23 protein-coding genes are annotated in these 22,724 nt (G+C 59.6%); 10 read left to right on the forward strand and 13 right to left on the reverse strand.

From position 1 onward, the window contains the following. Positions 1-43: 43 nt before the first annotated feature. The 4 genes from HK44_RS09785 to HK44_RS09800 form a co-directional block, all read right to left on the reverse strand. Positions 44-808 carry an amino acid ABC transporter ATP-binding protein gene (locus HK44_RS09785; protein ID WP_010444394.1) on the reverse strand — a complete coding sequence of 255 codons (765 nt, stop codon included), beginning with the start codon at positions 806-808 and terminating at the stop codon, positions 44-46. An 11-nt stretch (positions 809-819) separates the two neighbouring features. Next, a complete protein-coding gene (locus HK44_RS09790) occupies positions 820-1,917 on the reverse strand; it encodes an amino acid ABC transporter permease (protein ID WP_019691966.1) in 1,098 nt (365 codons plus the stop codon). Positions 1,918-1,927: 10 nt separating this feature from the next. Beyond that, positions 1,928-3,109 (reverse strand): amino acid ABC transporter permease, encoded by a 1,182-nt coding sequence (locus HK44_RS09795; RefSeq protein WP_019691965.1) that lies wholly within the window; start codon positions 3,107-3,109, stop codon positions 1,928-1,930. 65 nt (positions 3,110-3,174) lie between these two features. Then, positions 3,175-4,206, reverse strand: a complete 1,032-nt coding sequence (locus HK44_RS09800; RefSeq protein WP_019691964.1) for an amino acid ABC transporter substrate-binding protein — start codon at positions 4,204-4,206, stop codon at positions 3,175-3,177. Between the two features lie 468 nt (positions 4,207-4,674). On the opposite strand from HK44_RS09800, the gene HK44_RS09805 reads away from it, so the two are divergent. From HK44_RS09805 to HK44_RS09825, 5 genes are all read left to right on the forward strand, one after another. Continuing rightward, positions 4,675-5,331, forward strand: a complete 657-nt coding sequence (locus HK44_RS09805) for an alpha/beta hydrolase (RefSeq protein ID WP_019691963.1) — start codon at positions 4,675-4,677, stop codon at positions 5,329-5,331. Positions 5,332-5,427: 96 nt separating this feature from the next. Next, entirely contained in the window at positions 5,428-6,903 is a 1,476-nt protein-coding gene (rhlB, locus tag HK44_RS09810) for an ATP-dependent RNA helicase RhlB (protein ID WP_019691962.1), read from the forward strand. Positions 6,904-7,044: 141 nt separating this feature from the next. After that, positions 7,045-7,998, forward strand: coding sequence for an ornithine cyclodeaminase family protein (locus tag HK44_RS09815; RefSeq protein WP_019691961.1), 954 nt, complete (start codon positions 7,045-7,047; stop codon positions 7,996-7,998). 152 nt (positions 7,999-8,150) lie between these two features. Next, positions 8,151-9,278, forward strand: coding sequence for an NAD(P)/FAD-dependent oxidoreductase (locus HK44_RS09820; protein ID WP_019691960.1), 1,128 nt, complete (start codon positions 8,151-8,153; stop codon positions 9,276-9,278). A gap of 89 nt (positions 9,279-9,367) precedes the next feature. After that, complete coding sequence (locus tag HK44_RS09825; RefSeq protein ID WP_019691959.1) at positions 9,368-9,994, forward strand: helix-turn-helix transcriptional regulator; 627 nt, start codon at positions 9,368-9,370, stop codon at positions 9,992-9,994. A gap of 176 nt (positions 9,995-10,170) precedes the next feature. Here the strand turns inward: HK44_RS09825 and HK44_RS09830 are convergent, their stop codons facing one another. The 6 genes from HK44_RS09830 to HK44_RS09855 all read right to left on the reverse strand — a co-directional run bounded on the left by HK44_RS09830 (position 10,171) and on the right by HK44_RS09855 (position 15,541). Then, positions 10,171-10,947, reverse strand: a complete 777-nt coding sequence (locus tag HK44_RS09830) for an ABC transporter substrate-binding protein (protein ID WP_019691958.1) — start codon at positions 10,945-10,947, stop codon at positions 10,171-10,173. 311 nt (positions 10,948-11,258) lie between these two features. Further along, positions 11,259-11,711, reverse strand: a complete 453-nt coding sequence (moaE, locus tag HK44_RS09835; RefSeq protein ID WP_019691957.1) for a molybdopterin synthase catalytic subunit MoaE — start codon at positions 11,709-11,711, stop codon at positions 11,259-11,261. 3 nt (positions 11,712-11,714) lie between these two features. After that, positions 11,715-11,957 carry a MoaD/ThiS family protein gene (locus tag HK44_RS09840; RefSeq protein ID WP_019691956.1) on the reverse strand — a complete coding sequence of 81 codons (243 nt, stop codon included), beginning with the start codon at positions 11,955-11,957 and terminating at the stop codon, positions 11,715-11,717. Continuing rightward, positions 11,954-12,427 carry a cyclic pyranopterin monophosphate synthase MoaC gene (gene moaC / locus HK44_RS09845; RefSeq protein WP_019691955.1) on the reverse strand — a complete coding sequence of 158 codons (474 nt, stop codon included), beginning with the start codon at positions 12,425-12,427 and terminating at the stop codon, positions 11,954-11,956. The genes HK44_RS09840 and moaC overlap by 4 nt, the downstream gene beginning before the upstream one ends. Positions 12,428-12,674: 247 nt before the next feature. Next, a complete protein-coding gene (locus tag HK44_RS09850) occupies positions 12,675-14,066 on the reverse strand; it encodes a PhoH family protein (RefSeq protein ID WP_019691954.1) in 1,392 nt (463 codons plus the stop codon). Positions 14,067-14,416: 350 nt separating this feature from the next. Continuing rightward, positions 14,417-15,541: a polysaccharide deacetylase family protein gene (locus HK44_RS09855; protein ID WP_019691952.1), complete on the reverse strand. Its 1,125-nt coding sequence runs from the start codon at positions 15,539-15,541 to the stop codon at positions 14,417-14,419. 305 nt (positions 15,542-15,846) lie between these two features. Here HK44_RS09855 and yaaA point away from each other — a divergent pair, with 305 nt between their 5' ends. The 5 genes from yaaA (at position 15,847) to HK44_RS09880 (ending at position 19,166) form a co-directional block, all read left to right on the forward strand. Beyond that, positions 15,847-16,626 (forward strand): peroxide stress protein YaaA, encoded by a 780-nt coding sequence (yaaA, locus tag HK44_RS09860; protein ID WP_019691951.1) that lies wholly within the window; start codon positions 15,847-15,849, stop codon positions 16,624-16,626. 188 nt (positions 16,627-16,814) lie between these two features. Further along, positions 16,815-17,279: a hypothetical protein gene (locus HK44_RS09865; RefSeq protein ID WP_019691950.1), complete on the forward strand. Its 465-nt coding sequence runs from the start codon at positions 16,815-16,817 to the stop codon at positions 17,277-17,279. Positions 17,280-17,319: 40 nt separating this feature from the next. Beyond that, on the forward strand, positions 17,320-18,144 hold the full coding sequence (locus tag HK44_RS09870) for an SDR family oxidoreductase (protein WP_019691949.1): 825 nt from the start codon (positions 17,320-17,322) through the stop codon (positions 18,142-18,144). 50 nt (positions 18,145-18,194) lie between these two features. Continuing rightward, positions 18,195-18,593: a hypothetical protein gene (locus HK44_RS09875; RefSeq protein WP_019691948.1), complete on the forward strand. Its 399-nt coding sequence runs from the start codon at positions 18,195-18,197 to the stop codon at positions 18,591-18,593. A gap of 198 nt (positions 18,594-18,791) precedes the next feature. Beyond that, a complete protein-coding gene (locus HK44_RS09880; protein WP_019691947.1) occupies positions 18,792-19,166 on the forward strand; it encodes a DUF6124 family protein in 375 nt (124 codons plus the stop codon). A 235-nt stretch (positions 19,167-19,401) separates the two neighbouring features. On the opposite strand, the gene HK44_RS09885 is transcribed toward HK44_RS09880, so the two are convergent. From HK44_RS09885 to HK44_RS09895, 3 genes are read right to left on the reverse strand one after another with little or no spacing between them, the layout of a single operon-like run. Next, positions 19,402-20,265 (reverse strand): efflux RND transporter periplasmic adaptor subunit, encoded by an 864-nt coding sequence (locus tag HK44_RS09885; RefSeq protein WP_019691946.1) that lies wholly within the window; start codon positions 20,263-20,265, stop codon positions 19,402-19,404. Between the two features lie 10 nt (positions 20,266-20,275). After that, positions 20,276-20,476 (reverse strand): DUF1656 domain-containing protein, encoded by a 201-nt coding sequence (locus HK44_RS09890; RefSeq protein ID WP_019691945.1) that lies wholly within the window; start codon positions 20,474-20,476, stop codon positions 20,276-20,278. Continuing rightward, positions 20,466-22,652, reverse strand: a complete 2,187-nt coding sequence (locus HK44_RS09895; RefSeq protein WP_019691944.1) for an FUSC family protein — start codon at positions 22,650-22,652, stop codon at positions 20,466-20,468. Before HK44_RS09895 ends, HK44_RS09890 begins: the two co-directional genes overlap by 11 nt. Between the last annotated feature and the right edge of the window lie 72 nt (positions 22,653-22,724).

A 22,724-nucleotide genomic window follows, 5' to 3' on the forward strand; every position in this document is an offset into this window, starting at 1 on the left:
AAACCCGGAACAGGTCCGGGTTTATTTCACTGCCTGGCTTTGATCAATGCAGGATCTGGCTCAGGAACAGCTTGGTGCGTTCGTTCTGCGGGTTGTCGAAGAAGTCGTTCGGCGCAGCCTGTTCGACGATTTCGCCCTTGTCCATGAAGATCACGCGGTTGGCCACGGTCCGGGCGAAGCCCATTTCGTGGGTCACGCAGAGCATGGTCATGCCGTCTTCGGCCAGGCCGATCATGGTGTCCAGAACCTCTTTCACCATCTCTGGGTCGAGTGCCGAAGTCGGTTCGTCGAACAGCATGATTTTCGGCTTCATGCACAGCGCACGAGCAATCGCCACACGCTGTTGCTGACCACCGGACAATTGCCCCGGAAACTTGTGCGCCTGCTCTGGAATGCGTACGCGCTCCAGGTAATGCATGGCAATTTCTTCGGCCTTGCGCTTGGGCATCTTGCGCACCCACATCGGTGCCAGCGTGCAGTTCTGCAGGATGGTCAGGTGCGGGAACAGGTTGAAGTGCTGGAACACCATGCCGACTTCGCGACGAATCGCTTCGATCTGTTTCAGGTCGTTGGTCAGCTCTACGCCATCAACCACGATGCGGCCCTGCTGGTGCTCTTCCAGACGGTTGAGGCAGCGAATGGTGGTCGACTTGCCGGAACCCGACGGCCCGCACAGAACGATACGCTCGCCCTGCTTGACGTTCAGGTTGATGTCTTTCAATACGTGGAACTGGCCGTACCACTTGTTCACACCCTGCATCTGAATAATGCCTTCAGGGCTCACAGGCTGTTTGATCGCTTCACTCATAAACTACGCTCCTAACGCTTGTGGCCTGTGTCCAGCTTGCGTTCCAAATGCATGGAATAGCGGGACATACCAAAACAGAAAATCCAGAACACCAGGGCCGCGAACACATAGCCTTCAGTGGCCATGCCCAGCCATTTCGGGTCGGCGGCGGCTTGCTTGACGCTGTTGAGCAAGTCGAACAGACCGATGATGATCACCAGGCTCGTGTCCTTGAACAGCGCAATGAAGGTGTTGACGATGCCCGGAATCACCAGCTTCAGGGCTTGCGGCAGTATCACCAGGCCCATGCTGCGCCAGTAACCGAGGCCCATCGCTGCTGCGGCTTCGTACTGACCTTTGGGAATCGCTTGCAGACCACCGCGCACCACTTCGGCCACGTAGGCCGACTGGAACAGGATCACCCCGATCAAGGCCCGCAACAGCTTGTCGAAGTTCATGCCTTCAGGCAGGAACAACGGCAGCATCACCGAGGACATGAACAGCACCGTGATCAACGGCACGCCACGCCAGAACTCGATGAAGGTCACGCAGACCACACGAATCGCCGGCATGTTCGAGCGACGACCCAGTGCCAGCATGATCCCCAGCGGCAACGCACCGACGATACCGACGGTGGCGATCACCAGGGTCAGCATCAGACCGCCCCATTGACTGGTCGCAACGTTGGTCAGGCCAAGCATGTCACCGTGCAGCAGGATGTAGGTAATGATCGGATAGAGCACCAGAAAACTCAGGCCGTAAACCGCTTTACGCTGAAAACGCGAGATGAACAGCGGTGCGATTCCGATCACTGCCAGAAACACGCTCAGGTCGACGCGCCAGCGCAGTTCAGGCGGGTAGTAGCCGTACATGAACTGGCCGAAACGCTGCTGAATGAACACCCAGCAAGCGCCTTCCTTGGTGCAATCGGCGCGCGTGGTGCCCACCCAGTTGGCATCAAGAATCGCCCAGTGCAGGATCGGCGGCACCACCAGATAAATCAGGTAGAACGCGAACAGCGTGAGCAGCGTGTTGATCCAGCTGGAGAACATGTGCTCGCGCATCCACGCCACGATACCGATTCTGGTACCCGGCGGTGGCATGTCAGGTTTGAAAATATGAGTCGTCATGCGCGTTTCCTCACCGCTCGATCAGCGCAATGCGCTTGTTGTACCAGTTCATCAGCAGGGAAATGCTGATACTGATCGCCAGGTACACGCTCATGGTGATGGCAATAACTTCGATTGCTTGCCCGGTCTGGTTCAGCACCGTGCCGGCAAACAACGAAACCATTTCCGGATAACCGATACCGGCGGCCAGCGAGGAGTTCTTCGCCAGGTTCAGGTATTGGCTGGTCAGCGGCGGAATGATCACCCGCAAGGCTTGCGGGATGATGACCTTGCGCAGGGTTGGGCCGTTGCGCAGCCCCAGCGAACGCGCCGCTTCGGTCTGACCGTGGCTGACCGAGTTGATCCCGGAACGCACGATCTCGGCGATGAACGCTGCGGTGTACACCGTCAGGGCCAGGGTCAGGGCCAGCAGTTCCGGAATCAGCACCCAGCCACCGACAAAGTTGAAGCCTTGCAGCTTCGGCATTTCCCAATGCAGTGGCGCACCGAAGATCAACGCGCACAAGGCTGGAATCACCAGAAACAGTGCCAGGCCGGTCCAGAACTTGTGGAACGGCACGCCGGTCGCTTCGAAACGTTTGTTGGCCCAACGGCACATCAGCACGATGGCGACGATCGCCACCACGAGGCTGATCACAAACGCCCAGAACCCGTTGGCCATCTGCGCGGCCGGCATGTTCAGGCCACGGCTGCTGACAAAGAAGGTGTCGGCGAAGTTATGGCTGTTGCGCGGCCCTGGCATGGTCAGGAACACCGCGAAATACCAGAACAGGATTTGCAGCAGCGGCGGAATGTTGCGGAAAGTCTCAACGTAAACCGTTGCCAGCTTGTTGATGATCCAGTTCTTCGACAGCCGTGCCACGCCAACGATGAACCCCAGAATCGTCGCCAGGATCACGCCGATAAAGGTCACCAGCAAGGTGTTGAGCAAACCGATGACAAACACCCGGGCATAACTGTCCGATTCGGTGTAGTCGATCAGGTGTTGCGCGATGCCGAACCCGGCGCTGCGCTCCAGAAAGCTGAAACCGGAGGTAATGCCCCGGTGTTGCAGGTTGGTTTGAGTGTTGTTGAACAGGTACCAACCCATCGAGATCACCGCGACAATCGTGATGATCTGAAACAGCCACGCACGCACTCGAGGATCGCTGAGGCTGAGCCTCTGCTTTGGTGCGCCGATTGAATTTTGCATGAAGTGCCCCAGAAATAATGGAACAGAACATCACCCGGTGGTTGGCCCACCGGGTGATAGAACCATCAGCGCACTGGTGGTGCGTATTGAATGCCGCCGTTGGTCCACAGCGCATTCAGGCCACGGTCGATTTCCAGCGGAGTGCTCTTGCCGAGGTTCTTCTCGAAGACTTCGCCGTAGTTACCGACCTGCTTGACGATTTTCACTACCCAGTCTTTCGGCAGCTTCAGATCTTTACCGTACTCACCGTCAGTGCCCAGCAGACGGGCGACGTCCGGGTTCTTGGTCGACTTGGCTTCAGCCTCGACGTTTTTCGAGGTGATACCGGCCTCTTCGGCGTTGAGCATTGCGTAACCGACCCAACGAACGATCGCCAGCCACTCATCGTCACCGTTACGTACGACTGGACCCAGAGGCTCTTTGGAGATGGTCTCCGGCAGAACTACGTAATCTTTAGGCGAAGCCAGTTTGCTGCGCTGTGCATACAACTGGGACTTGTCGGAGGTCAGCACGTCGCAACGACCGGACTCCAGCGACTTGGCGCTTTCATCGGAGGTGTCGAAGGTAATCGGGGTGTACTTCAGGCCGTTGGCCCGGAAGTAGTCGGACACGTTCAGCTCGGTGGTGGTACCGGCTTGAATACAGATGGTCGCGCCATCCAGTTCCTTGGCACTCTTCACGCCCAGCTTGCTGTTGGCCAGGAAGCCTACGCCGTCGTAATAGGTGATGAAGCCAGGAAACTTCAGGCCCATGCCCGCGTCACGGGAACTGGTCATGGTGGAGTTGCGCGACAGCATGTCGATTTCGCCGGATTGAAGCGCAGTGAAACGCTCCTTGGCATTCAACTGGCTGAACTTGACCTTGGTCGCGTCGCCGAAAACAGCAGCGGCCACAGCGCGGCAGTAGTCAGCATCGATACCGACGATCTTGCCGGTAGAGTCCGGAACCGAGAAGCCTGGCAAACCATCGCTCACGCCGCACTGCACGAAGCCTTTCTTCTGCACGGCATCCAGGGTTGCACCTGCCTGAGCGAACCCACTGACACCGAGTACTGCGGCCGCAGTCACGACTGCCAGGGTGGATTTCAACATCTTCATTCAAACCTCCAGTTTTGCTCTTGTTGTGTCGGAGCTTGAGTCCTGCCGCACCCTTATGAGGCACTGTTGACCCGTGTTGGCTTTTTGTTGGGTCAAGCGGCGTAAGACCTTAGCTATGAGTCTAGTAGGAGAAAATCCACATCATGGAAAACTCACTTCTCACCAATCGGCCGAACGGGCTGTAGCCCTTTCACGTTCGCGAAGCCCGTAGCGGTCACTGGCGAACATCCATCACCGGATTCTTTGCTATCCCACAGCCAGCAGTACACTGATAGTGTTACCGCCAGACGCAGGATTACTTGCACCGGTTTTTCCATAGCAAGGCCCGTACCAGACCGCTCGCTAAAGCGATTCAGCGAGCGGTCAAGAGAAAAACTTTCATTCTTGCGACATATTCTTAACTGACAAACCAGTCGTGCACTTTGAGCTCGCACTCAAAGAAAGCGAATGCACACATTTGGAGCAAACATGACCCAGCCCCTTATTCTCCAGCCCAGCAAGCCTGTGGACGCCTGCGTAATCTGGCTGCACGGCCTGGGCGCCGACCGCTATGACTTCCTGCCCGTGGCCGAAGCTCTGCAGGAACGCCTGCTGACCACCCGCTTCGTCCTGCCCCAGGCGCCGACCCGCGCAGTGACCATCAATGGTGGTTACGAGATGCCCAGCTGGTACGACATCAAGGCCATGAGCCCCGCCCGGAGCATCAATCACGAAGAGCTGGAAGTGTCGGCCCAAACCGTCATAACGCTGATCGAAGAGCAGCGCGCCAGCGGAATAGACGCCTCGCGGATTTTCCTTGCAGGTTTTTCCCAAGGCGGCGCAGTCGTGCTGCACAGCGCTTTCCTGAGATGGCAGGGACCGCTGGGTGGCGTACTTGCCCTCTCCACCTATGCGCCGACGTTCAGCGATGAGCTGGAGCTTTCAGCCAGCCAGCAGCGGATTCCGGTGTTGTGTCTGCATGGCCAATACGACGATGTGGTGCAGAACTCCATGGGACGCAGTGCGTACGAGCATTTGAAGACCCGTGGTGTCACCGTGACATGGCAGGAATACCCAATGGGTCACGAAGTGTTACCCGAAGAAATCCGCGATATTGGTGTCTGGCTCGCGGACCGCTTGCGCTAATACACAAACTTCCGGTAGCTGTATGAGCAACACACTACGCCGCGCCCGTTTCTTGCATTACACTGGCCGGCGTACATTCCTTAACCAATTGATGAGATGACCGTGCTCAAAGCACTCAAGAAAATGTTCGGTAAAAGCGAGGCTGAGCAGCTCGCGCCCAGCTCCAGCGCACCTTCCCACACACCCGGCAGCCGCACCGACGGTCATCAGCCTGGCCAGACCGCAGCTGTCGCGGCACCGAAACATGCGCCCGCGAACACGCCGGCCACCGAGTCTGTAGCGGAAAAACCGCGCAGCGAGACGCCAAAACCTGCGCAACCGCGCCGCGAACGTGCGCCGAAACCGCCCGTAGTCGCCTGGAAACTCGAAGACTTCGTCGTTGAGCCCCAGGAAGGCAAAACCCGTTTCCATGATTTCAAACTGGCCCCGGAACTGATGCACGCCATCCAGGACCTGGGGTTTCCGTACTGCACGCCGATCCAGGCGCAGGTGTTGGGTTTCACACTCGCCGGCAAAGACGCCATCGGTCGCGCCCAGACCGGCACCGGCAAAACCGCCGCGTTCCTGATCTCGATCATCACCCAGCTGTTGCAAACCCCGCCGCCGAAAGAGCGCTACATGGGCGAGCCACGGGCGCTGATCATTGCACCAACCCGTGAACTGGTGGTGCAGATCGCCAAGGATGCGGCCGACCTGACCAAGTACACCGGCCTCAACGTCATGACCTTCGTTGGCGGCATGGACTTCGACAAGCAACTCAAACACCTCGAAGCCCGCCACTGTGACATCCTCGTTGCGACCCCAGGCCGCCTGCTGGACTTCAACCAGCGCGGCGACGTGCACCTGGACATGATCGAAGTGATGGTGCTCGACGAAGCCGACCGGATGCTCGACATGGGTTTCATCCCACAAGTGCGTCAGATCATTCGCCAGACCCCACCGAAAAGCGAACGTCAGACTCTGCTGTTCTCCGCCACTTTCACCGAAGACGTGATGAACCTGGCCAAGCAATGGACCACCGACCCGTCCATCGTTGAAATCGAATCCGAGAATGTTGCCAGCGAAAACGTCGAACAGCACATCTACGCCGTTGCCGGCGCCGATAAATACAAGCTGCTCTACAACCTGGTCACCGACAACGGCTGGGAACGGGTGATGGTCTTCGCCAACCGCAAGGATGAAGTGCGGCGCATCGAAGAACGTCTGGTGCGTGACGGCGTCAACGCGGCCCAGCTGTCGGGTGATGTTCCGCAGCACAAGCGCATCAAGACCCTGGAAGGATTCCGCGAAGGCAAGATCCGCGTGCTGGTGGCCACCGATGTCGCCGGTCGCGGGATTCACATCGACGGTATCAGCCACGTGATCAACTTCACCCTGCCGGAAGTGCCGGACGATTACGTCCACCGCATTGGTCGTACCGGTCGCGCGGGTGCCGATGGCGTGTCCATCAGCTTCGCCGGTGAAGACGACTCCTACCAGCTACCGTCCATCGAGGCGTTGCTGGGTCGCAAGATCAGTTGCGAAACCCCGCCGACTCATCTGTTACGCCCTGTAGAGCGCAAGCGTCCGTAATTTTCGGTCGCACAGCGCTCCCCCCAAAAGAAGGCGCAGCCGGCAACGGACTGCGCTTTTTTTACGCCTGGATATTGCCAAATAGAACAATAAGTCCACAATGGACAAATTAGTTTACTAGCGAATCCACGGAGCATCCGCATGACCCGCATACCTTATGTGATCGCCAAACTCCAGGCCCGCGAACTGCTTGAGCAGGTCGACGTGCCGAAAATCCTGCGCAAGCTGTTCCGCGATCTGGCCGCGGGTCAGGCCGTGCAACCGGCTCAGCAACGGGTGGAGTTTCCGCAAGGTGCCGGTGATTTCATCAATTACCTCGGGGTGTTGGCCGAAGACGGTGTGTACGGCGTGAAAACCTCGCCCTACATCGTGCGCCAGGAAGGTCCGCTGGTGACCGCCTGGACGCTGCTGATGTCGATGCAAACCGGCCAGCCGCTGTTGCTCTGCGATGCTGGTGAACTGACCACCGCACGCACCGCCGCGACCACTGCCGTCGCCATCGATGCCCTTGCCCTGCCGCACGCCACGCGCCTGGCAATCATCGGCAGTGGCCCGGTCGCCCAGGCTCACCTGCATTACGCGAGAAACGTGCGGGAATGGCAAAGCATCAGCCTCTATTCGCCGAATCTGGCGAACCGGGACCCGCAATTGCTCGCGCAACTCTCGGCCATCGACTCGCGCCTGAAGGTGTTCGATAGCCGCGAAGCCGCGATCCAGGACGCCGACGTGATCATGCTGTGCACCTCGTCTGCCGCCCCCGTCATCGACCCGCGGACCTTGGGCAAACCGACACTGATTACCTCCATCAGTACCAACGCAGTGCGTGCCCACGAGGTGCCGCCTGCAACGCTGAGCGGGATGCAGGTCTATTGCGACTATCGCCTGACCACTCCGGATTCCGCTGGCGAAATGCTGATCGCCAGCGAGCAACACGGCTGGGACAAAAGTACGATCGCGGGCGACCTGGCCGAATTGCTGAGCGAACAGACGCCACGTCCGGCTTATGATCGCCATGTGTTCTTCCGTTCCATCGGTCTGGGCCTGGAAGACATCGCCCTGGCCAATGCCCTTTATCAGTTGCAATACCAGAACTGAAACGAAACGCTTTCCCTGTGGGAGCGAGCCTGCTCGCGATTGCATCACCGCTGTTTGTCTGACGGATTGCGGCGTCTGCATCGCGAGCAGGCTCGCTCCCACAGGGGGTCTCTACAATTTCAGCATTGCGCCCCCCCACACAGGAGACGTTCATGGTCCAGGCAGACTTCATCATCATCGGCGGTGGTATCGCCGGTGCTTCCACCGGTTTTTGGCTATCGCAAAAGGGTCGGGTAATCGTGCTCGAACGCGAATCCCACCCGGCCTATCACTCCACCGGGCGTTCAGCCGCTTTGTACACCGCCGCTTATGGTACGCCGCAAGTGCGCGCACTGACCCAGGCCAGCCGTGAGTTCTTCGATGCACCGCCCGCCGGTTTCTGCGAACACCCGCTGCTGACCCCGCGCGGCGAAATGACGGTCGACTTCACTGGCGATCCGGACGAGCTGAACAATCAGTACCTGAGCGCCAAGGCGACCGTGCCGCAGATGCAACTGCTCAGCGCCGACGAAGCCTGTGCCCGCATCCCGATCCTGCGTCGCGAGAAGGTTCACGGAGCAATCTACGACCCCACCGCCACGGACATCGACACCGACGCCCTGCACCAAGGCTACCTGCGCGGTATCCGCCGCAACCAGGGCGAAGTGCACACCGACAGCGAAGTCCTGAGCCTGACGCGCGATGCCGACAATCTCTGGCAAGTGAAAACCGCCCAACAGACCTTCAGCGCACCGATCATCATCAACGCGGCCGGCGCCTGGGCCGACCAACTCGGTGAAATGGCCGGCGCCAAGCCTCTGGGCCTGGTCCCCAAGCGTCGCGCAGCCTTCATCTTCGCCGGTCCCGAAGGGGTGGATATCCACGACTGGCCGATGCTGGTCAGCCTCGACGAATCGTTCTACATGAAGCCCGATGCCGGAATGTTCCTTGGTTCGCCGGCCAATGCCGACCCGGTCGAGCCGCATGACGTGCAGCCCGAAGAGCTGGACATCGCCATGGGCATTTACCAGATCGAAGAAGCCACCACCCTGACCATCCGCCGACCGACCCGCACCTGGGCAGGTTTGCGCAGTTTTGTCGGCGACGGTGATCTGATCAGCGGCTTCGACCCGCACGTGCCGGGGCTGTTCTGGGTCGCCGCGCAGGGCGGCTACGGCATTCAAACCTCGCCTGCCATGGGCCAGGCCAGTGCCGCGCTGGTTCGTGGCGAAGCCTTGCCGGAGCAACTCAGCCGCTTTGGCCTCAACGCCGCGATGCTCTCCCCTTCCCGCCTTGGCTGAACCTGCCTGCGGGGTGACGTCTGACCCCGATTACGGCAAACTCCCAGCGCCCTTTTTCTACGGGGCGCTGATTGCCTGGAGCAACACCCATGACCCCACCTCTTCAAGATCCCGCACTGGATAACTACCGGGCGATCGCCGACGCCATTGCCACGCTGTTTTTCCCCCACGCCGAGGTGGTGCTGCACGACCTGCGCACGCAAAAAATCGACTACATCGCCAACAACCTGTCCAAACGTGAAGTCGGTGACGATGCCGCACTGGAGGACATGCTCAGCGAAGAGATCAGCGAGCGGAATATCGGCCCGTACGAAAAACTCAATTGGGATGGGCAAAAGATCCGCAGCCTCAGCAGCGTTCTGCGCGACAGCGAAGGGCGTCCGATTGCCGTGCTGTGCATCAACCTGAATATCTCGTTGTTTGAAAACGCCAAGGCCGCGCTGGATCTGTTTCTCTCACCGAGCAAGTTGATCCCGCAACCTGACGCGCTGTTTCGCGACGACTGGCAGGAGCGCATCAACACCTTCCTGCATAACTGGCTGCGAGAGCGGCAATTGGGTCTGAATATGCTGACTCGCGAGCACAAACGTGAGCTGGTGCTGGCGTTGCACGCCGAAGGCGCCTTCAAAGGCAAAAGCGCTTCCAACTATGTGGCCAACGTGCTGAATATGGGACGGGCGACGGTGTACAAGCATTTGAAAGAATTGAAAGGCTGAAACCTTAAAAGGTTGAAATTAGCCATGTGGCGAGGGAGCTTGCTCCCGTGGGCCGGTCCGCGTTCGGGCGAAGCGGCCCTGAATTCAGGCAGTGCGCTCTGTCAGGTACAAAGCGTTTGCCAGGTTCACGACTGCTTTGCAGCCGAGCGGGAGCAAGCTCCCTCGCCACAGATCAATCAATCGCCGTAGATATCCGACTTGAAGTACTTGGCTTCAATCTTCTGGTATTCGCCGTTGGCGCGAATCCCGTCGATGGCATTGTTCAGTTGGCTAACCAATTCGGTGTTGCCCTTGCGCACCGCAATCCCGGCGCCCTCACCCACGTATTTCGGGTCCTTGAGCTCCGGCCCGACAAAAGCGTAGCCCTTGCCGCGAGGCATCGACAGGAAGTCGCTCAGCGGAATGGTATCGGCGAAAACACCGTCCAGACGCCCGGCGGCCAGGTCCATGTAGATCTCTTCATTGTTGCCATAACGCGCCACCTTGATGCCCTTGGGCTCGAAGACTTCCGTGGCGTAACGGTCGGTGGTGGTTGCTCGTTGCACACCAATGGTCTTGCCCTTGAGGCTTGCGTACTGGTCATCAACCACCGCACCGTCTTTCATCACCAGCCGCGATGAGGTGAAGTAGTACTTGTGGGTGAAGTCCACCGACTTTTTACGGTCTTCGTTAATGGTCATGGACGACAGCGCTGCGTCGATTTTCTTCACCTTGAGCGAAGGAATCAAACCGTCGAACTCGCCCTCGACCCACTCGCACTTGACCTTCATCTGCGCGCACAGCGCGTTACCGATGTCGTAGTCGAAGCCGATGATTTTTCCATCCGCGGTCTTGGAGGCAAACGGCGGATATGCCGCTTCGATACCGATGCGCAGGGTTTTCTCGGCGGCAAACAGACTGCTGCACGCCAACAGGCTCAGGGCCAGGCCACCGATCAGGGGGAGCTTCTTCATGTTCGTTTTCTCGCGGGTTGTTGTTGGTTTGGCAAGACAGAAGAAAGTGAAACGGGAAACGCCTTTTTTGTACTTATAATTCCATACTGGACTTTTATGTATTGTCCGTCAATCAGGCGTGCGCAGTTCTTTGCTCCTCTGGTCGGGCGGTGAATCAGAGAGAGTTTGGGCGCATCTGATGGACCCATCGCGGGCAAGAACTAGGCGTCCCCCCGCTCCTACAGGTGCTGAGTCGACCGCGTATTCGCGAACGACATAAAACCGTAGGAGCAAGGCTTGCCCGCGATGACGTACTCAAGAGCGCTGAGGGACTACTTCTTCCAACGATCCGCCGCAGCGTGATCACTGTCGCGCCCTTCAACCCAGCGCGGGCCGTCGCTGGTGTTTTCTTTTTTCCAGAACGGTGCACGGGTTTTCAGGTAGTCCATGACAAAGGCGCAGGCGTCGAATGCTGCCTGACGATGGGCACTCGCCGCGCCGACGAAGACGATCGGCTCGCCCGGCTCCAATGCGCCGATGCGGTGCAGCACTTCCAGTTTGAGCAACGGCCAGCGTTGCTCGGCCTCGACGACAATCTTGCCGAGGGCCTTTTCGGTCATGCCCGGGTAGTGTTCAAGAAACATCCCGGCCACATCGAGCCCGTCGTTGAAGTCTCGGACATAACCGACAAAACTCACCACCGCACCGACGCCGACATTCGCCGCGTGCATCGCATTGACTTCAGCGCCCGGGTCGAACGCCGTGGACTGCACGCGAATCGCCATGGGTCAGCCTCCGGTAACGGTGGGGAAAAACGCCACTTCATCGCCATCGACGAGCGGTTCGTCGAGCTGGCACAAGTCTTCATTACGCGCACACATCAGGTTCTGCTCGCTCAGCACCTCGGCACCCTCGCGTTGCGCCAGCAGCAAACGCACATCGTCGACCGAAGCGAAATCACCTTCGACACTCAACGAATCAACGCCCAGCGCCTCACGGTAACGGGCGAAAAACCTTACCGTCAGCTTCATTGATCGGCCACCTGATAATGCCCGCTCTTGCCGCCAAGCTTCTCCAGCAGGCGCACGGTTTCGATGACCATGCCACGGTCCACGGCCTTGCACATGTCGTAGATGGTCAACGCGGCGATACTGGCCGCGGTCAGTGCTTCCATTTCAACCCCGGTCTGCCCGGACAGTTTGCAGCGGGCGACGATGCGCACGGCATCGAGGCCTTCGGCACTGAGTTCGACCTTGACGCTGGTGAGCATCAGCGGATGGCACAGCGGGATCAAATCGGAAGTTTTCTTCGCCGCCTGAATGCCGGCAATGCGCGCCACGGCAAACACGTCACCTTTGGGGTGACCACCACTGACAATCATTTGCAGGGTTTCAGGGAGCATGCGCACTAGCGCTTCGGCCGTGGCTTCACGGAACGTCACGGCTTTTTCGGTGACGTCGACCATATTGGCGCGACCTTGGGAATCGAGATGAGTCAGCACAGCTTTACTCCTGATCAGGAGCACCGATTGTAAACCCGTGGGTCAAATTTTCGCGAGTTTGATTATCGGCTCACCACTATCTATGTGGGAGCGAGCCTGCTCGCGATGAGGTCATCACATTCAACATTGATGTCGGTTGTTACGCCGCTATCGTCGGAACGCCGCCCGGAGCCGGCTCGCTCCCACAGGGATTTGTGCCAGACACAAAAAACCGGGCGGCTTTGAGGCCGCCCGGTTTGGGTGAAGGTTACAAATGCGATTCGGCGTATTCGGCCAGAATCGAACGTGGCACCCCTTGCAGGGTGATGTGCACACCGTTGGGGAAATCCTTGAAGCGTTCAGTCAGGTACGTCAGCCCGGAGCTGGTCGCGGACAGGTAAGGGGTGTCGATCTGCGCCAGGTTGCCCAGGCACACCACTTTGGAACCGGCGCCGGCACGGGTGATGATGGTTTTCATCTGGTGCGGCGTAAGGTTCTGGCATTCGTCGATCAGGATCAGGCTTTGCTGGAAGCTGCGGCCCCGGATGTAGTTGAGGGATTTGAACTGCAACGGCACTTTGCTGAGGATGTAGTCGACGCTGCCATGGGTGCTTTCGTCATCCATGTGCAAGGCTTCGAGGTTGTCGGTGATGGCGCCCAGCCAAGGCTCCATTTTTTCCGCTTCGGTGCCTGGCAGGAACCCGATCTCCTGGTCCAGTCCCTGCACGCTACGAGTGGCGATGATGCGCCGGTAGCGCTTGCTGACCATGGTCTGCTCGATTGCCGCAGCCAGCGCCAGAATGGTTTTACCCGAGCCTGCCGCACCCGACAGGTTGACCAGGTGAATGTCCGGGTCGAGCAAGGCGTACAGCGCCAGACTCTGATAGATGTCGCGTGGTTTCAGGCCCCAGGCTTCCTGGTGCAACAGAGGTTCCTGATGCAGGTCGAGGATCAGCAGCTTATCGACCTGGATTTCCTTGATCCAGCCGACAAAGCCCTGTTCGTCGATGATGAACTCGTTGATATGCACGGCCGGCAGGTTGTCGATCAACTGGACCTGGTGCCAGGTGCGGCCATGGTCCTGACGGGTTTCGACCTTGCTCACACGGTCCCAGAACGAGCCCGTCATGTTGTGATAACCGTTGGGCAGCAACGACACGTCGTCAACCAACTGGTCAGTGCTGTAGTCCTCGGCCGCAATCCCGCAGGCCCGGGCCTTGAGGCGCATGTTGATGTCTTTGGTCACCAGCACCACACGCAGTTCCTTGTCACGCGAGTGCAGGTCGATCAACTGGTTGATGATGATGTTGTCGTTCAGGTGTTCGGGCAGAACGATGTTCGGCTCGGTACGCTTGCTCATCAGAATCGACAGCAAACCCTTGGGCCCGCTTTTTCCGCGCTGGATCGGTACACCCAGTTCAACGTCTTCGGGAGAGGCGTCGCCCAGCGTGTTGTCGATCAGGCGAATGGCCTGACGACATTCGGCCGCAACGCTGTGATGGCCGCTCTTGAGCTTGTCCAGCTCTTCAAGGACGGTCATCGGGATGGCAACGTGGTGTTCTTCGAAGTTCAGGAGCGCGTTTGGATCGTGGATCAATACGTTGGTATCGAGTACATAAAGGATTGGCAGGTTGGAGGGGCTACGTCCGTGATCATCCATACTCGGTCACCTTTGTGGGAGCCAGTCGACGCAATACCATGACGGTGCTGCGCCTCGAAGTGGCCACCGAATTCACCTGTCGTACTGAAATGAACTGCACGACTCAAGTGAACTGCACACACGGGGTCTTGGAAGACGCCACCTGTGTTGCAGGTTTCGGCGGTCTGTCTTCGTAATACTCCAAAACCTGTGACAGAAAAAAGCACTTTGACGCTTTTTTGAAGTTTATTTTTCAGAGTGACGAAAAGCCCTTGGCGCGCCGCGCCGGCGCCGTTAAAGTCGAAAGTCCGTCTGTATCGAAATCCCTCCTGAAATTCCCCCTGCCCCACTGTTTCCCGGGGTTTCGCGTTTCAGCGAAAAGCGTCCTGACAATCTTCCCAACCGATCCCGCTTTGCGCCGTGTGCGTCAACAGCCAGGGCATTGCCGTTTTCACCACGTCCTGTTTGGCGTTGAAATTGATCACCCCGTGGCGCCACAACAGCATCAATGTCAGCACCCGCTGCGCGCTCTGCTCAGCCGTGAGCTGACGACTGCCGTCCGCAGGATCGATGTCCCACAGCGCAACCTGCAACCCCTGAGCCTTGAAGAAACCCTGCGCATCGGCACGACGCTGGCCATTGGGCGGACGGAACAACGGCACGAAGCTCGAAGGCAGTTTGCTCTTCACCAGTTCGACGCTGCGAGTCACCGAATACTGCCAATCCTGCCAATGGCTGTGGGAGCGGAACTCCCAGCCCTGCACGCCGATGCATTGCTTTGAGTACAACGCTTGCAGCTCGGCCACCGAATGCTGTGCCAAGCGGTTCTGGATATCGCTGCCCAGTACAAAAAAGATCCCGCTCAGGTTCGCCTTGCGCAAGTATTCGGCCACCCACGCCGTGTTGTCCGGCGCGAGGTTGGCAGCGCTGTCGAAGCTCAGCACAAACAAGCGGTCGTTGAGCTCATCGCCGTTACGCTCGTAGTCGCCGAACAGTTCGACTTCGCTGCTGGTCTGCGGAAACAGCGCGGCCTTGCGCATTTGTTCGTCCAGATAGCGCTCATGGAAACGCCGGCTCGGCCCGGCCCATCGGGCGTAATAGGAGTCTTCGCCGAGTTCGAACTTGGCGGCCTGTTCGCGCAGGGTATCCATGTCTTCGACCAGAAAACAGAAGGACGCATCCTGATCGCAACTGCGCTGTGCAAAATTATAGTTGGCGAGCAAACGCTGCCACATGCGCGCGCGCAGGGTGTTGATCGACTCGAGGTTGATCATGCGCAACCCCAGGCGCTGCTTTAAAGCCGCCTCATCCAGCGCTTCACTGGCGAGCAAGGCCCGGGCGAAGGTGAGGATTTCCGCGCGTGAAGCGACATCGAACAGGGTCGGGTTGCCAAGTTGCTCCGGCCAGGTGCTGCGATCCAGCGTGGCGAGGTTGTTGGGCGCAGCATAGGCACCCACGCTGAACAACCAGGCACAAAACAGTAAAGCGATACGCAAAGGGATGTCTCCATAACAAAACCCGCGCGGCACTATAGCTGATCTCGCGATCTTCCCTGCTGCGCCTGCGTACCCAATGTGGCGAGGGAGCTTGCTCCCGTTCGATCGCGAAGCGGTCGCAAAGCCAGCGACCGCGATTTGCCTGACATGATGAAGTTGCAAACTTCAGGGCCGCTTCGCAGCCCAACGGGAGCAAGCTCCCTCGCCACAAAGGACTCAACACCACCGATCAGCTATCACGTCCATAACTGGAGTCAACCGGGACAACCCCCTAGAATCCCCGCACGATTAAAGGAGACGACTTCATGCTGATGGTGATTTCCCCCGCCAAGACCCTCGATTACGAAACACCGCCGGCCACCCAGCGTTTCACTCAACCGCAGTACCTGGACCATTCCCAGGAACTGATCCTGCAATTGCGCGAACTGAGCCCGGCACAAATCAGCGAGTTGATGCACGTTTCCGACAAGATCGGCGGCCTCAACGCCGCGCGCTTCGGCAGCTGGACCCCGGCGTTCACGCCAGCCAATGCCAAGCAGGCGCTGCTGGCGTTCAAGGGTGACGTGTACACCGGCATGAATGCCCAGACCTTCAGCGAAGCCGATTTCGACTACGCCCAGCAACACTTGCGCATGCTCTCGGGCCTCTACGGCCTGCTGCGCCCGCTGGACCTGATGCAGCCGTATCGGCTGGAGATGGGCACCAAACTGGCCAATGCCCGCGGCAAGGATCTGTACGCCTTCTGGGGCACGCAAATCAGCGAATGGCTGAACGAAGCCCTGGCCGCGCAAGGCGATGACGTGCTGCTCAACCTGGCCTCCAACGAGTACTTCTCGGCGGTCAAACGCAGCGCCTTGAACGCCCGGATCATCAACACCGAGTTCAAGGACCTGAAGAACGGCCAGTACAAGATCATCAGTTTCTACGCGAAGAAAGCCCGCGGGATGATGAGCCGTTTCGTGATCCAGGAACGCATCAACGACCCGGCTGCGCTCAAGCAATTTGACGTACAGGGTTACCGCTACAGCGCCGAACAGTCGAAACCCGACAACCTGGTTTTCCTGCGCGACCACGCTCCCGAATAAGGCGATTGCTGAAAAAAAGCCCCCGTCCAGCCGACTGCGCCCCCTGTCTGCAGCAGGTTGGGTGGGGGCTTTTCGTTTCTGCACGCTGGGGGGGAAACGCCCATTTAACGCGGCGTCGCCGCTACGCCATGGTCAATCACATCTACGCTTAGGTAGGATGGCCCTCTCCCCTCCCGAGGTTTCGCTACATGTTCATCGGCGTTCTGCTGGTCGTCACCTGGCTGATCCTGTTGCTGCGCTACCCGGCCAAGGCCTTGCCGGTCTCTCTGGCAGCGGCGATCGGGCTGGGGCTGGTAGCGACGTGGGTCATGTGGCTGGACAACCGCGAGATCAAGCAACTCGCGCGGCTGGAGTTGCGCATCACCTACGCACCGGAACACTGCCCGGCGGATCGCCCGCTGGAACTGAAGCTGAACAACGGCAACGACGTGCCGCTGACCGAGTTGCGCTGGCGGGTCGCCGCCTATGCGCCGGGCGATACGGTCAATCTGGCGGACAATCAATACGCCGCGCCGCGCTACCGTGGTCCCGGCGAACTACAGGCCGGCGCCACGTGGGAAGACTGTTTGCCAATGCCGCCGCTGCGTCCCGGCTATCGCCCGCAAACCCTGGAGTTTCGCGCCGAGCATTTGCAAGGTAGTTTCTCTGACTGATCCTTCTCTGCCCCCCTTCTTCTTGCACAAGGACCGCGCCATGCCCGTCGCGTTAATCACCGGTTGTTCCAGCGGCATTGGCCGCGCCCTGGCCGACGCCTTTAAAAACGCCGGTTTCGAGGTCCTGGCCACAGCGCGCAAGGCTGAAGATGTGGCGACACTCGCCGCAGCCGGGTTCACCGCGGTGCAACTGGACGTCAACGACGAACCGGCACTCGAGCAATTGAGCGAACGGATCAACCAGCAATACGGCGGCCTCGACATCCTGATCAACAACGCCGGTTACGGTGCCATGGGGCCACTGCTCGACGGTGGTGTCGCGGCCATGCAACGTCAATTCGAAACCAACGTGTTCGCCGTGGTCGGTGTCACCCGTGCGCTGTTTCCCGTGCTGCGTCGAGCCAAGGGATTAGTGGTTAATATCGGCAGCGTCTCCGGCGTTTTGGTCACGCCATTCGCCGGTGCCTACTGCGCCTCGAAAGCCGCCGTGCATGCCTTGAGCGACGCATTGCGCATGGAGCTGGCGCCGTTCGGCATCCGGGTGATGGAAGTCCAGCCCGGCGCCATTGCCTCCAGCTTCGCCAGGAACGCAGGCGTTGAAGCCGAACTGTTGATCAGCGAACAATCGCCCTGGTGGCCGTTGCGCGAGGGTATTCGCGCTCGGGCCAAGGCCTCTCAGAACAACCCGACCCCGGCGAGCACGTTTGCCGGCGACCTGCTCAAAGCCGTACAACAACCAAAACCGCCGCGCTTGCTGCGTCTGGGCAATGGCAGCCGGGCGTTGCCGCTGCTGGCGGGATTGCTGCCCAAAGGCTTGCTGGAAAGCGGGTTGATGAAGCGGTTTGGCCTGACAGGCCAGCTTTAAATGTTTAGAACAATGGCCCTCCTACCCTGCGCTCATTTCAAGGAAAGAACATGACCGACTACACCCCTTACTTCAACGAAGTGACCCAGACCCTCGTCGACATCGAGCAATGGCTTTCCGGCACGGCCGACAGAGGCGTACTGACGCAGCTGCTAGCGCGTTTCTCGCCGCAGTTTTCGATGATCGTGCCTGGCGGCAACGCGCTGGATTATCCGGGTTTGAGCGAGCTGTTCGATAAACTCGGCGGCGCCCGCCTTGGCTTGAAAATCGGCCTGAGCGAACTGCGCGGGATTGACCAACACGCAAACGGCGCCACCGTCAGCTATCGCGAATTGCAATCCGATGCGAGCGGCGTGCTGAATGATCGGCGTGCGACGGCGGTGATTGAAAGGCTGCCGTCAGGTGGGCTGTTGTGGCGGCATTTACATGAGACGTATTGCCAGGGTTGAACGATAAACAAGGGTGTTTATGTCGCGTAGCTTTTTGAAAGACAATAGCCCGCGCTTCTGAGGACGGTTCCGACACGTTTTGACGGTTGCGCCGGGTCATGAGGGACGGATAACCTTTTCGGGTCGCTGCCCATTCAGCGATCGGGTGTGGTAGCCCGGATTTCTCATAGGAGTGACTCAGCCCATTGGAGCATCACTATGTCAAAAGCTACCCACAATCCCCCTGATACCGACGGCACCTCCCCCTACGCCTCCCTCGATTCAAAAGAACTCCACGCCGCCGCGCACCGTGCGCTCGACCACTACCTGGTGCTGCCCGAGACCAAGCAGTTGTTGGCCGACCGCCGTCCCGGCTGCATTTTCGTCATTGCCCCCGACGTCGACTCTGAAACTCTGTTGGCCCACGCCTGTGAGACCCTGGCCTCGGTGAATGTCATGGCCAGCGATCTGGCGTTTGAGCTTGAAGGCCCCAAGCGCAATACCGCGCTGGCGATTCAGCAGATGATTTCCCTGGCCGAACTCGCCGTTAATCGCGCACTGGACCACCTCTACCCACCGGATTCGCCGCAGTAACAAGCAACACCTTGGGGCTCTTGTGGCGAGGGGGCTTGCCCCCGTTCGGCTGCGCAGCAGCCGCCCCCCGGCCAACGGAAACTCCTAGATACACCGCGGACACCGGTTTTAGGGTCGCTTCGCGCCCCAACGGGGGCAAGCCCCCTCGCCACAGGTTCTCGGCCGTGTCTGCGAACAACACAAAACCCGCCGCCTTTTCACAAGGCTGGCGGGTTTTGTCGTTTCAACTCAGGCGCTATTGCTGAATGGTCTGATTGACCACCACGGTACACGTAATCCCCGCCGCCAACAGCACCCCCTCCGGCACTTCATCGATGTGAATCCGCACCGGAACCCGTTGTGCCAAGCGCACCCAGTTAAAGGTCGGATTCACGTCGGCGATCAACTCGCGGCTTTCCGGGTTATCGCGGTCGTAGATACCGCGCGAAACACTTTCGACATGGCCCTTGAGCACTTCGCCGCTCATCAATTGCATGTCGGCCTTATCGCCGACCTTCACATGCGGCAGTTTGGTTTCTTCGAAGAAGCCGTAGACCCAGAACGAGTTCATGTCGACCACGGCCATTTTCGCTTCGCCGATGCGCGCATAGTCGCCGCGATAGACGTTGAGGTTGGTGACATAACCGTCCACCGCCGCCAGCACTTTGGTGCGTTTGAGGTTCAACTCTGCGGCCTCAAGCTGCGCCTGGGCCTGTTGGTAGTCGGCCAGCGCCGAGTCGGCGATGTTGCTGGCGTCGTCGCGGTTTTCCTTGGAGATCACCAGGTTGTCGAGGTCGGCGCGGCGGCGCGCGTTGACCTTGCGCATCTCCCAGGTGGCCTTGCGTGAAGCCACCAGCGACTGCGCCTGTTTCACCGCGATCTGGTAGTGCTCGGGGTCGATCTGCATCAGCAGGTCGCCCTTTTTGACCAGTTGGTTGTCACGCACCGGCACGTCGATCACTTCGCCGGTGACGTCGGCGGCGACGTTGATGATGTCGGCGCGCACCCGGCCATCGCGGGTCCACGGGGTGTCCATGTAATGCACCCAGAGGGTCCGGCCGATCCACAGTGCGAGGGCCAGTACCAACAAGGTCGCGAGCAGACTGAAGAGTTTTTTCATCGAATCGGTCTCAAGGGTAAACAGTCAGCGCAAGGGCGCCGAACAAACAGGTGAAGAGGCTCAGGCGCAACAGCGCCGGGTGCCAGAAGAAGCGGTACAGATCGAACCCGGACAAAAACCGGTCGAGTGCCCAGGCCACTGCCGCAGCGATGAAAAACATCAGGGTCATGGTCGGCATATACACGCCGTGGAAGGCGATTTCACGAGGCATGGTCAGGTCCTTGAGCGGCAGCGAGCGCTGCCAGCGGCGATTGCGGATCAAGCAACGAAGTGCGGATGAAATGCAGGTAGCTCTTCACCCGACGCAGGGCCGAAGTGTCGAAGTGCGGGGCGAACGGTTCGTCGGTGGCCTGGGTGCGGCTGATGGCGTGGTCGACCGCCACCAGGCTGCGCTCCAGATTGCTCTGGCTAGGTTGCAGAAATAGCCGCACCAGCGAGCGCCCCATGACCCGGATCGCCTGGCGCCACGGCTGGGTTTCGGCATAGGCCGGGTGCACCGGGAGGATCGCCTGTTCCTTGCGCAACTCGATGATCGCGTGGCCGACTTCCAGCACCACGAACATCCAGCGCAGCAGATCGCGTTGCACCTGAGGCTGTCCGGCGGCCAGGCCATAAGCCTGGTGCACCAGATCGCGGGTGCTGCTTTCAAAACCCGACGCTAGCCCCTTGAGTTTGCCGCTGATGGCGAACACCACTTGCCCACGCAAGTCTTGCTCCAGACGCCACCACAACCAGCGACTGTTGGGCGGCAGGATGATCGCCCCGGCTGCCGCGCACACCAGCATGCCCATGACCATCGCGATGTAGTCGTTGATGAAGGTGTAAGGGTTGTAGACCGTCAGGTTGTCCGGCACTGAACCGGTGCTGAAAAAGATCAGCAACCCCAGGCCGACGCCGGCGTACTGCGGCCGTGAGGTGAGGAACGAGCCGAGCACGATCACCGGCGCCAGCATCACGCACAACAGAGGGAAGCCGTCGATCCACGGGAAGATGAAAAACATCTCGACGAAACCGATCAGCGCCCCGAGTAACGTCCCGCAGGCCATCTGGAACGCCATGCGTTTGGGGTTTGGCGTGGCCGCCGAGAGACCGACCGTGGCGGCCGCGATCAAGGTCATGGTCGCGCCGCTCGGCCACGCGGTAGCGACCCAGTAACTGCCCAGCACAATCAGAATGAACGACGCCCGAATGCCCGCCGCGGCCGACGCCAGCCAATTGGTTTTCGGGGTGTAGGGTTCGTCCCATTGCTCGCGTTCGTGGCGGTGCTCGGCCAGCGAGGCGTGGGTCTGTGCATAGCTGTGCACTTCGTCGACGAAGCGGTAGAGCAGCTCGTACGCGGTGTGGAAATCCAGCTGTTCGGCGTCGCTCGGTTCGCTCTGCTGAAAGCTCGCCCGCAAGCTGCGCACCCGCGCCGGCAAGCCCTCTTTGTAGGCCGCCAATTGCGCCGCCAGACACGCCGCGTCGGCATGCGTCAGTGCACGCCCCGAGAAGCCATCGAGCACTTCGGCCAGGTCCTGCAACCCCGGTTTGATCGCTGCCACCACCTGTTCGGTACCGCTGCTGCGCAAGCGTTCGAGCAATTGGTGCAACGCGTTGAACCGGGTGGTGATGCCCATGAACTCGCTGTTCAAGCGACTGAGCCGACCATTGCGCCGACGCATGTGCGGGTCTTCGAATACGGTGACACTGCGCAAACCCTCCAGGCCCACGGCTTCAGCAATAAACCGCACGTTGCCGGCTTCAAAAGCCTCGCGTTGGCTGCGCCCGCGCAAGCCATCGGTCACGAACAGTGCAAACACCCCGAAGCGCTGATACAAGGCGTTGCGCATCGCGGCACTGGCGGTTTGCGGGAGGATCGCGGCGCTGACCAGGGTCGAACAGAGAATCCCCAGGGAGATTTCCAGCACCCGCCAGACCGCTGCCATGAACGCGCCGTCCGGGTGCGCCAGCGCCGGCAAGCCGACCATCGCTGCAGTGTAACCGGCGAGCACAAACCCATAGGCGCGGAAGTTGCGATAACGCGCCGCACCGGCCGTGCAGATGCCGACCCAGATCGCCAGCGAGCCGAGGAACAGTTCGGTGTTCTGCGCGAACAGGGCAATCAGCGCGACCATCACCGCCGACCCGGCCAGCGTGCCAAGGAAACGATAGAAACTCTTGGCGAACACCTGGCCACTCTGCGGCTGCATGACGATGAACACGGTGATCATCGCTGTACGCGGTTGCGGCAGTTCCAGGCGCATGGCCAGCCAGAGGGTCAGGAACGCGGCGATCAGCACCTTGAAGATGTAGACCCAGGTCACGCCGTCACTGCGTGCCCAGTCGAAAAAACCCCGGCGCCACTCAAGGGAATACAGCCAGCGCAAAGGTGCGGGCAAGGGAGTCATGAAATCCTGCTCGGTGAAATTAAGTCCAGACTCAGGACCTGTGGGAGCGAGCTTGCTCGCGAAGGCAGTGTG

Origin of the sequence: Pseudomonas fluorescens HK44, assembly GCF_000217955.3 — a bacterium.
Taxonomy (GTDB): domain Bacteria; phylum Pseudomonadota; class Gammaproteobacteria; order Pseudomonadales; family Pseudomonadaceae; genus Aquipseudomonas; species Aquipseudomonas fluorescens_AQ.

What these genes read in the sequence shown, in the direction of transcription:
- HK44_RS09785 (WP_010444394.1), bottom strand. Translation starts at nt 808, where the DNA reads ATGAGTGAAGCGATCAAACAGCCTGTGAGCCCTGAAGGCATTATTCAG.
- HK44_RS09790 (WP_019691966.1), bottom strand. Translation starts at nt 1,917, where the DNA reads ATGACGACTCATATTTTCAAACCTGACATGCCACCGCCGGGTACCAGA.
- HK44_RS09795 (WP_019691965.1), bottom strand. Translation starts at nt 3,109, where the DNA reads ATGCAAAATTCAATCGGCGCACCAAAGCAGAGGCTCAGCCTCAGCGAT.
- HK44_RS09800 (WP_019691964.1), bottom strand. Translation starts at nt 4,206, where the DNA reads ATGAAGATGTTGAAATCCACCCTGGCAGTCGTGACTGCGGCCGCAGTA.
- HK44_RS09805 (WP_019691963.1), top strand. Translation starts at nt 4,675, where the DNA reads ATGACCCAGCCCCTTATTCTCCAGCCCAGCAAGCCTGTGGACGCCTGC.
- rhlB (WP_019691962.1), top strand. Translation starts at nt 5,428, where the DNA reads ATGACCGTGCTCAAAGCACTCAAGAAAATGTTCGGTAAAAGCGAGGCT.
- HK44_RS09815 (WP_019691961.1), top strand. Translation starts at nt 7,045, where the DNA reads ATGACCCGCATACCTTATGTGATCGCCAAACTCCAGGCCCGCGAACTG.
- HK44_RS09820 (WP_019691960.1), top strand. Translation starts at nt 8,151, where the DNA reads ATGGTCCAGGCAGACTTCATCATCATCGGCGGTGGTATCGCCGGTGCT.
- HK44_RS09825 (WP_019691959.1), top strand. Translation starts at nt 9,368, where the DNA reads ATGACCCCACCTCTTCAAGATCCCGCACTGGATAACTACCGGGCGATC.
- HK44_RS09830 (WP_019691958.1), bottom strand. Translation starts at nt 10,947, where the DNA reads ATGAAGAAGCTCCCCCTGATCGGTGGCCTGGCCCTGAGCCTGTTGGCG.
- moaE (WP_019691957.1), bottom strand. Translation starts at nt 11,711, where the DNA reads ATGGCGATTCGCGTGCAGTCCACGGCGTTCGACCCGGGCGCTGAAGTC.
- HK44_RS09840 (WP_019691956.1), bottom strand. Translation starts at nt 11,957, where the DNA reads ATGAAGCTGACGGTAAGGTTTTTCGCCCGTTACCGTGAGGCGCTGGGC.
- HK44_RS09850 (WP_019691954.1), bottom strand. Translation starts at nt 14,066, where the DNA reads ATGGATGATCACGGACGTAGCCCCTCCAACCTGCCAATCCTTTATGTA.
- yaaA (WP_019691951.1), top strand. Translation starts at nt 15,847, where the DNA reads ATGCTGATGGTGATTTCCCCCGCCAAGACCCTCGATTACGAAACACCG.
- HK44_RS09865 (WP_019691950.1), top strand. Translation starts at nt 16,815, where the DNA reads ATGTTCATCGGCGTTCTGCTGGTCGTCACCTGGCTGATCCTGTTGCTG.
- HK44_RS09870 (WP_019691949.1), top strand. Translation starts at nt 17,320, where the DNA reads ATGCCCGTCGCGTTAATCACCGGTTGTTCCAGCGGCATTGGCCGCGCC.
- HK44_RS09875 (WP_019691948.1), top strand. Translation starts at nt 18,195, where the DNA reads ATGACCGACTACACCCCTTACTTCAACGAAGTGACCCAGACCCTCGTC.
- HK44_RS09880 (WP_019691947.1), top strand. Translation starts at nt 18,792, where the DNA reads ATGTCAAAAGCTACCCACAATCCCCCTGATACCGACGGCACCTCCCCC.
- HK44_RS09885 (WP_019691946.1), bottom strand. Translation starts at nt 20,265, where the DNA reads ATGAAAAAACTCTTCAGTCTGCTCGCGACCTTGTTGGTACTGGCCCTC.
- HK44_RS09890 (WP_019691945.1), bottom strand. Translation starts at nt 20,476, where the DNA reads ATGCCTCGTGAAATCGCCTTCCACGGCGTGTATATGCCGACCATGACC.
- HK44_RS09895 (WP_019691944.1), bottom strand. Translation starts at nt 22,652, where the DNA reads ATGACTCCCTTGCCCGCACCTTTGCGCTGGCTGTATTCCCTTGAGTGG.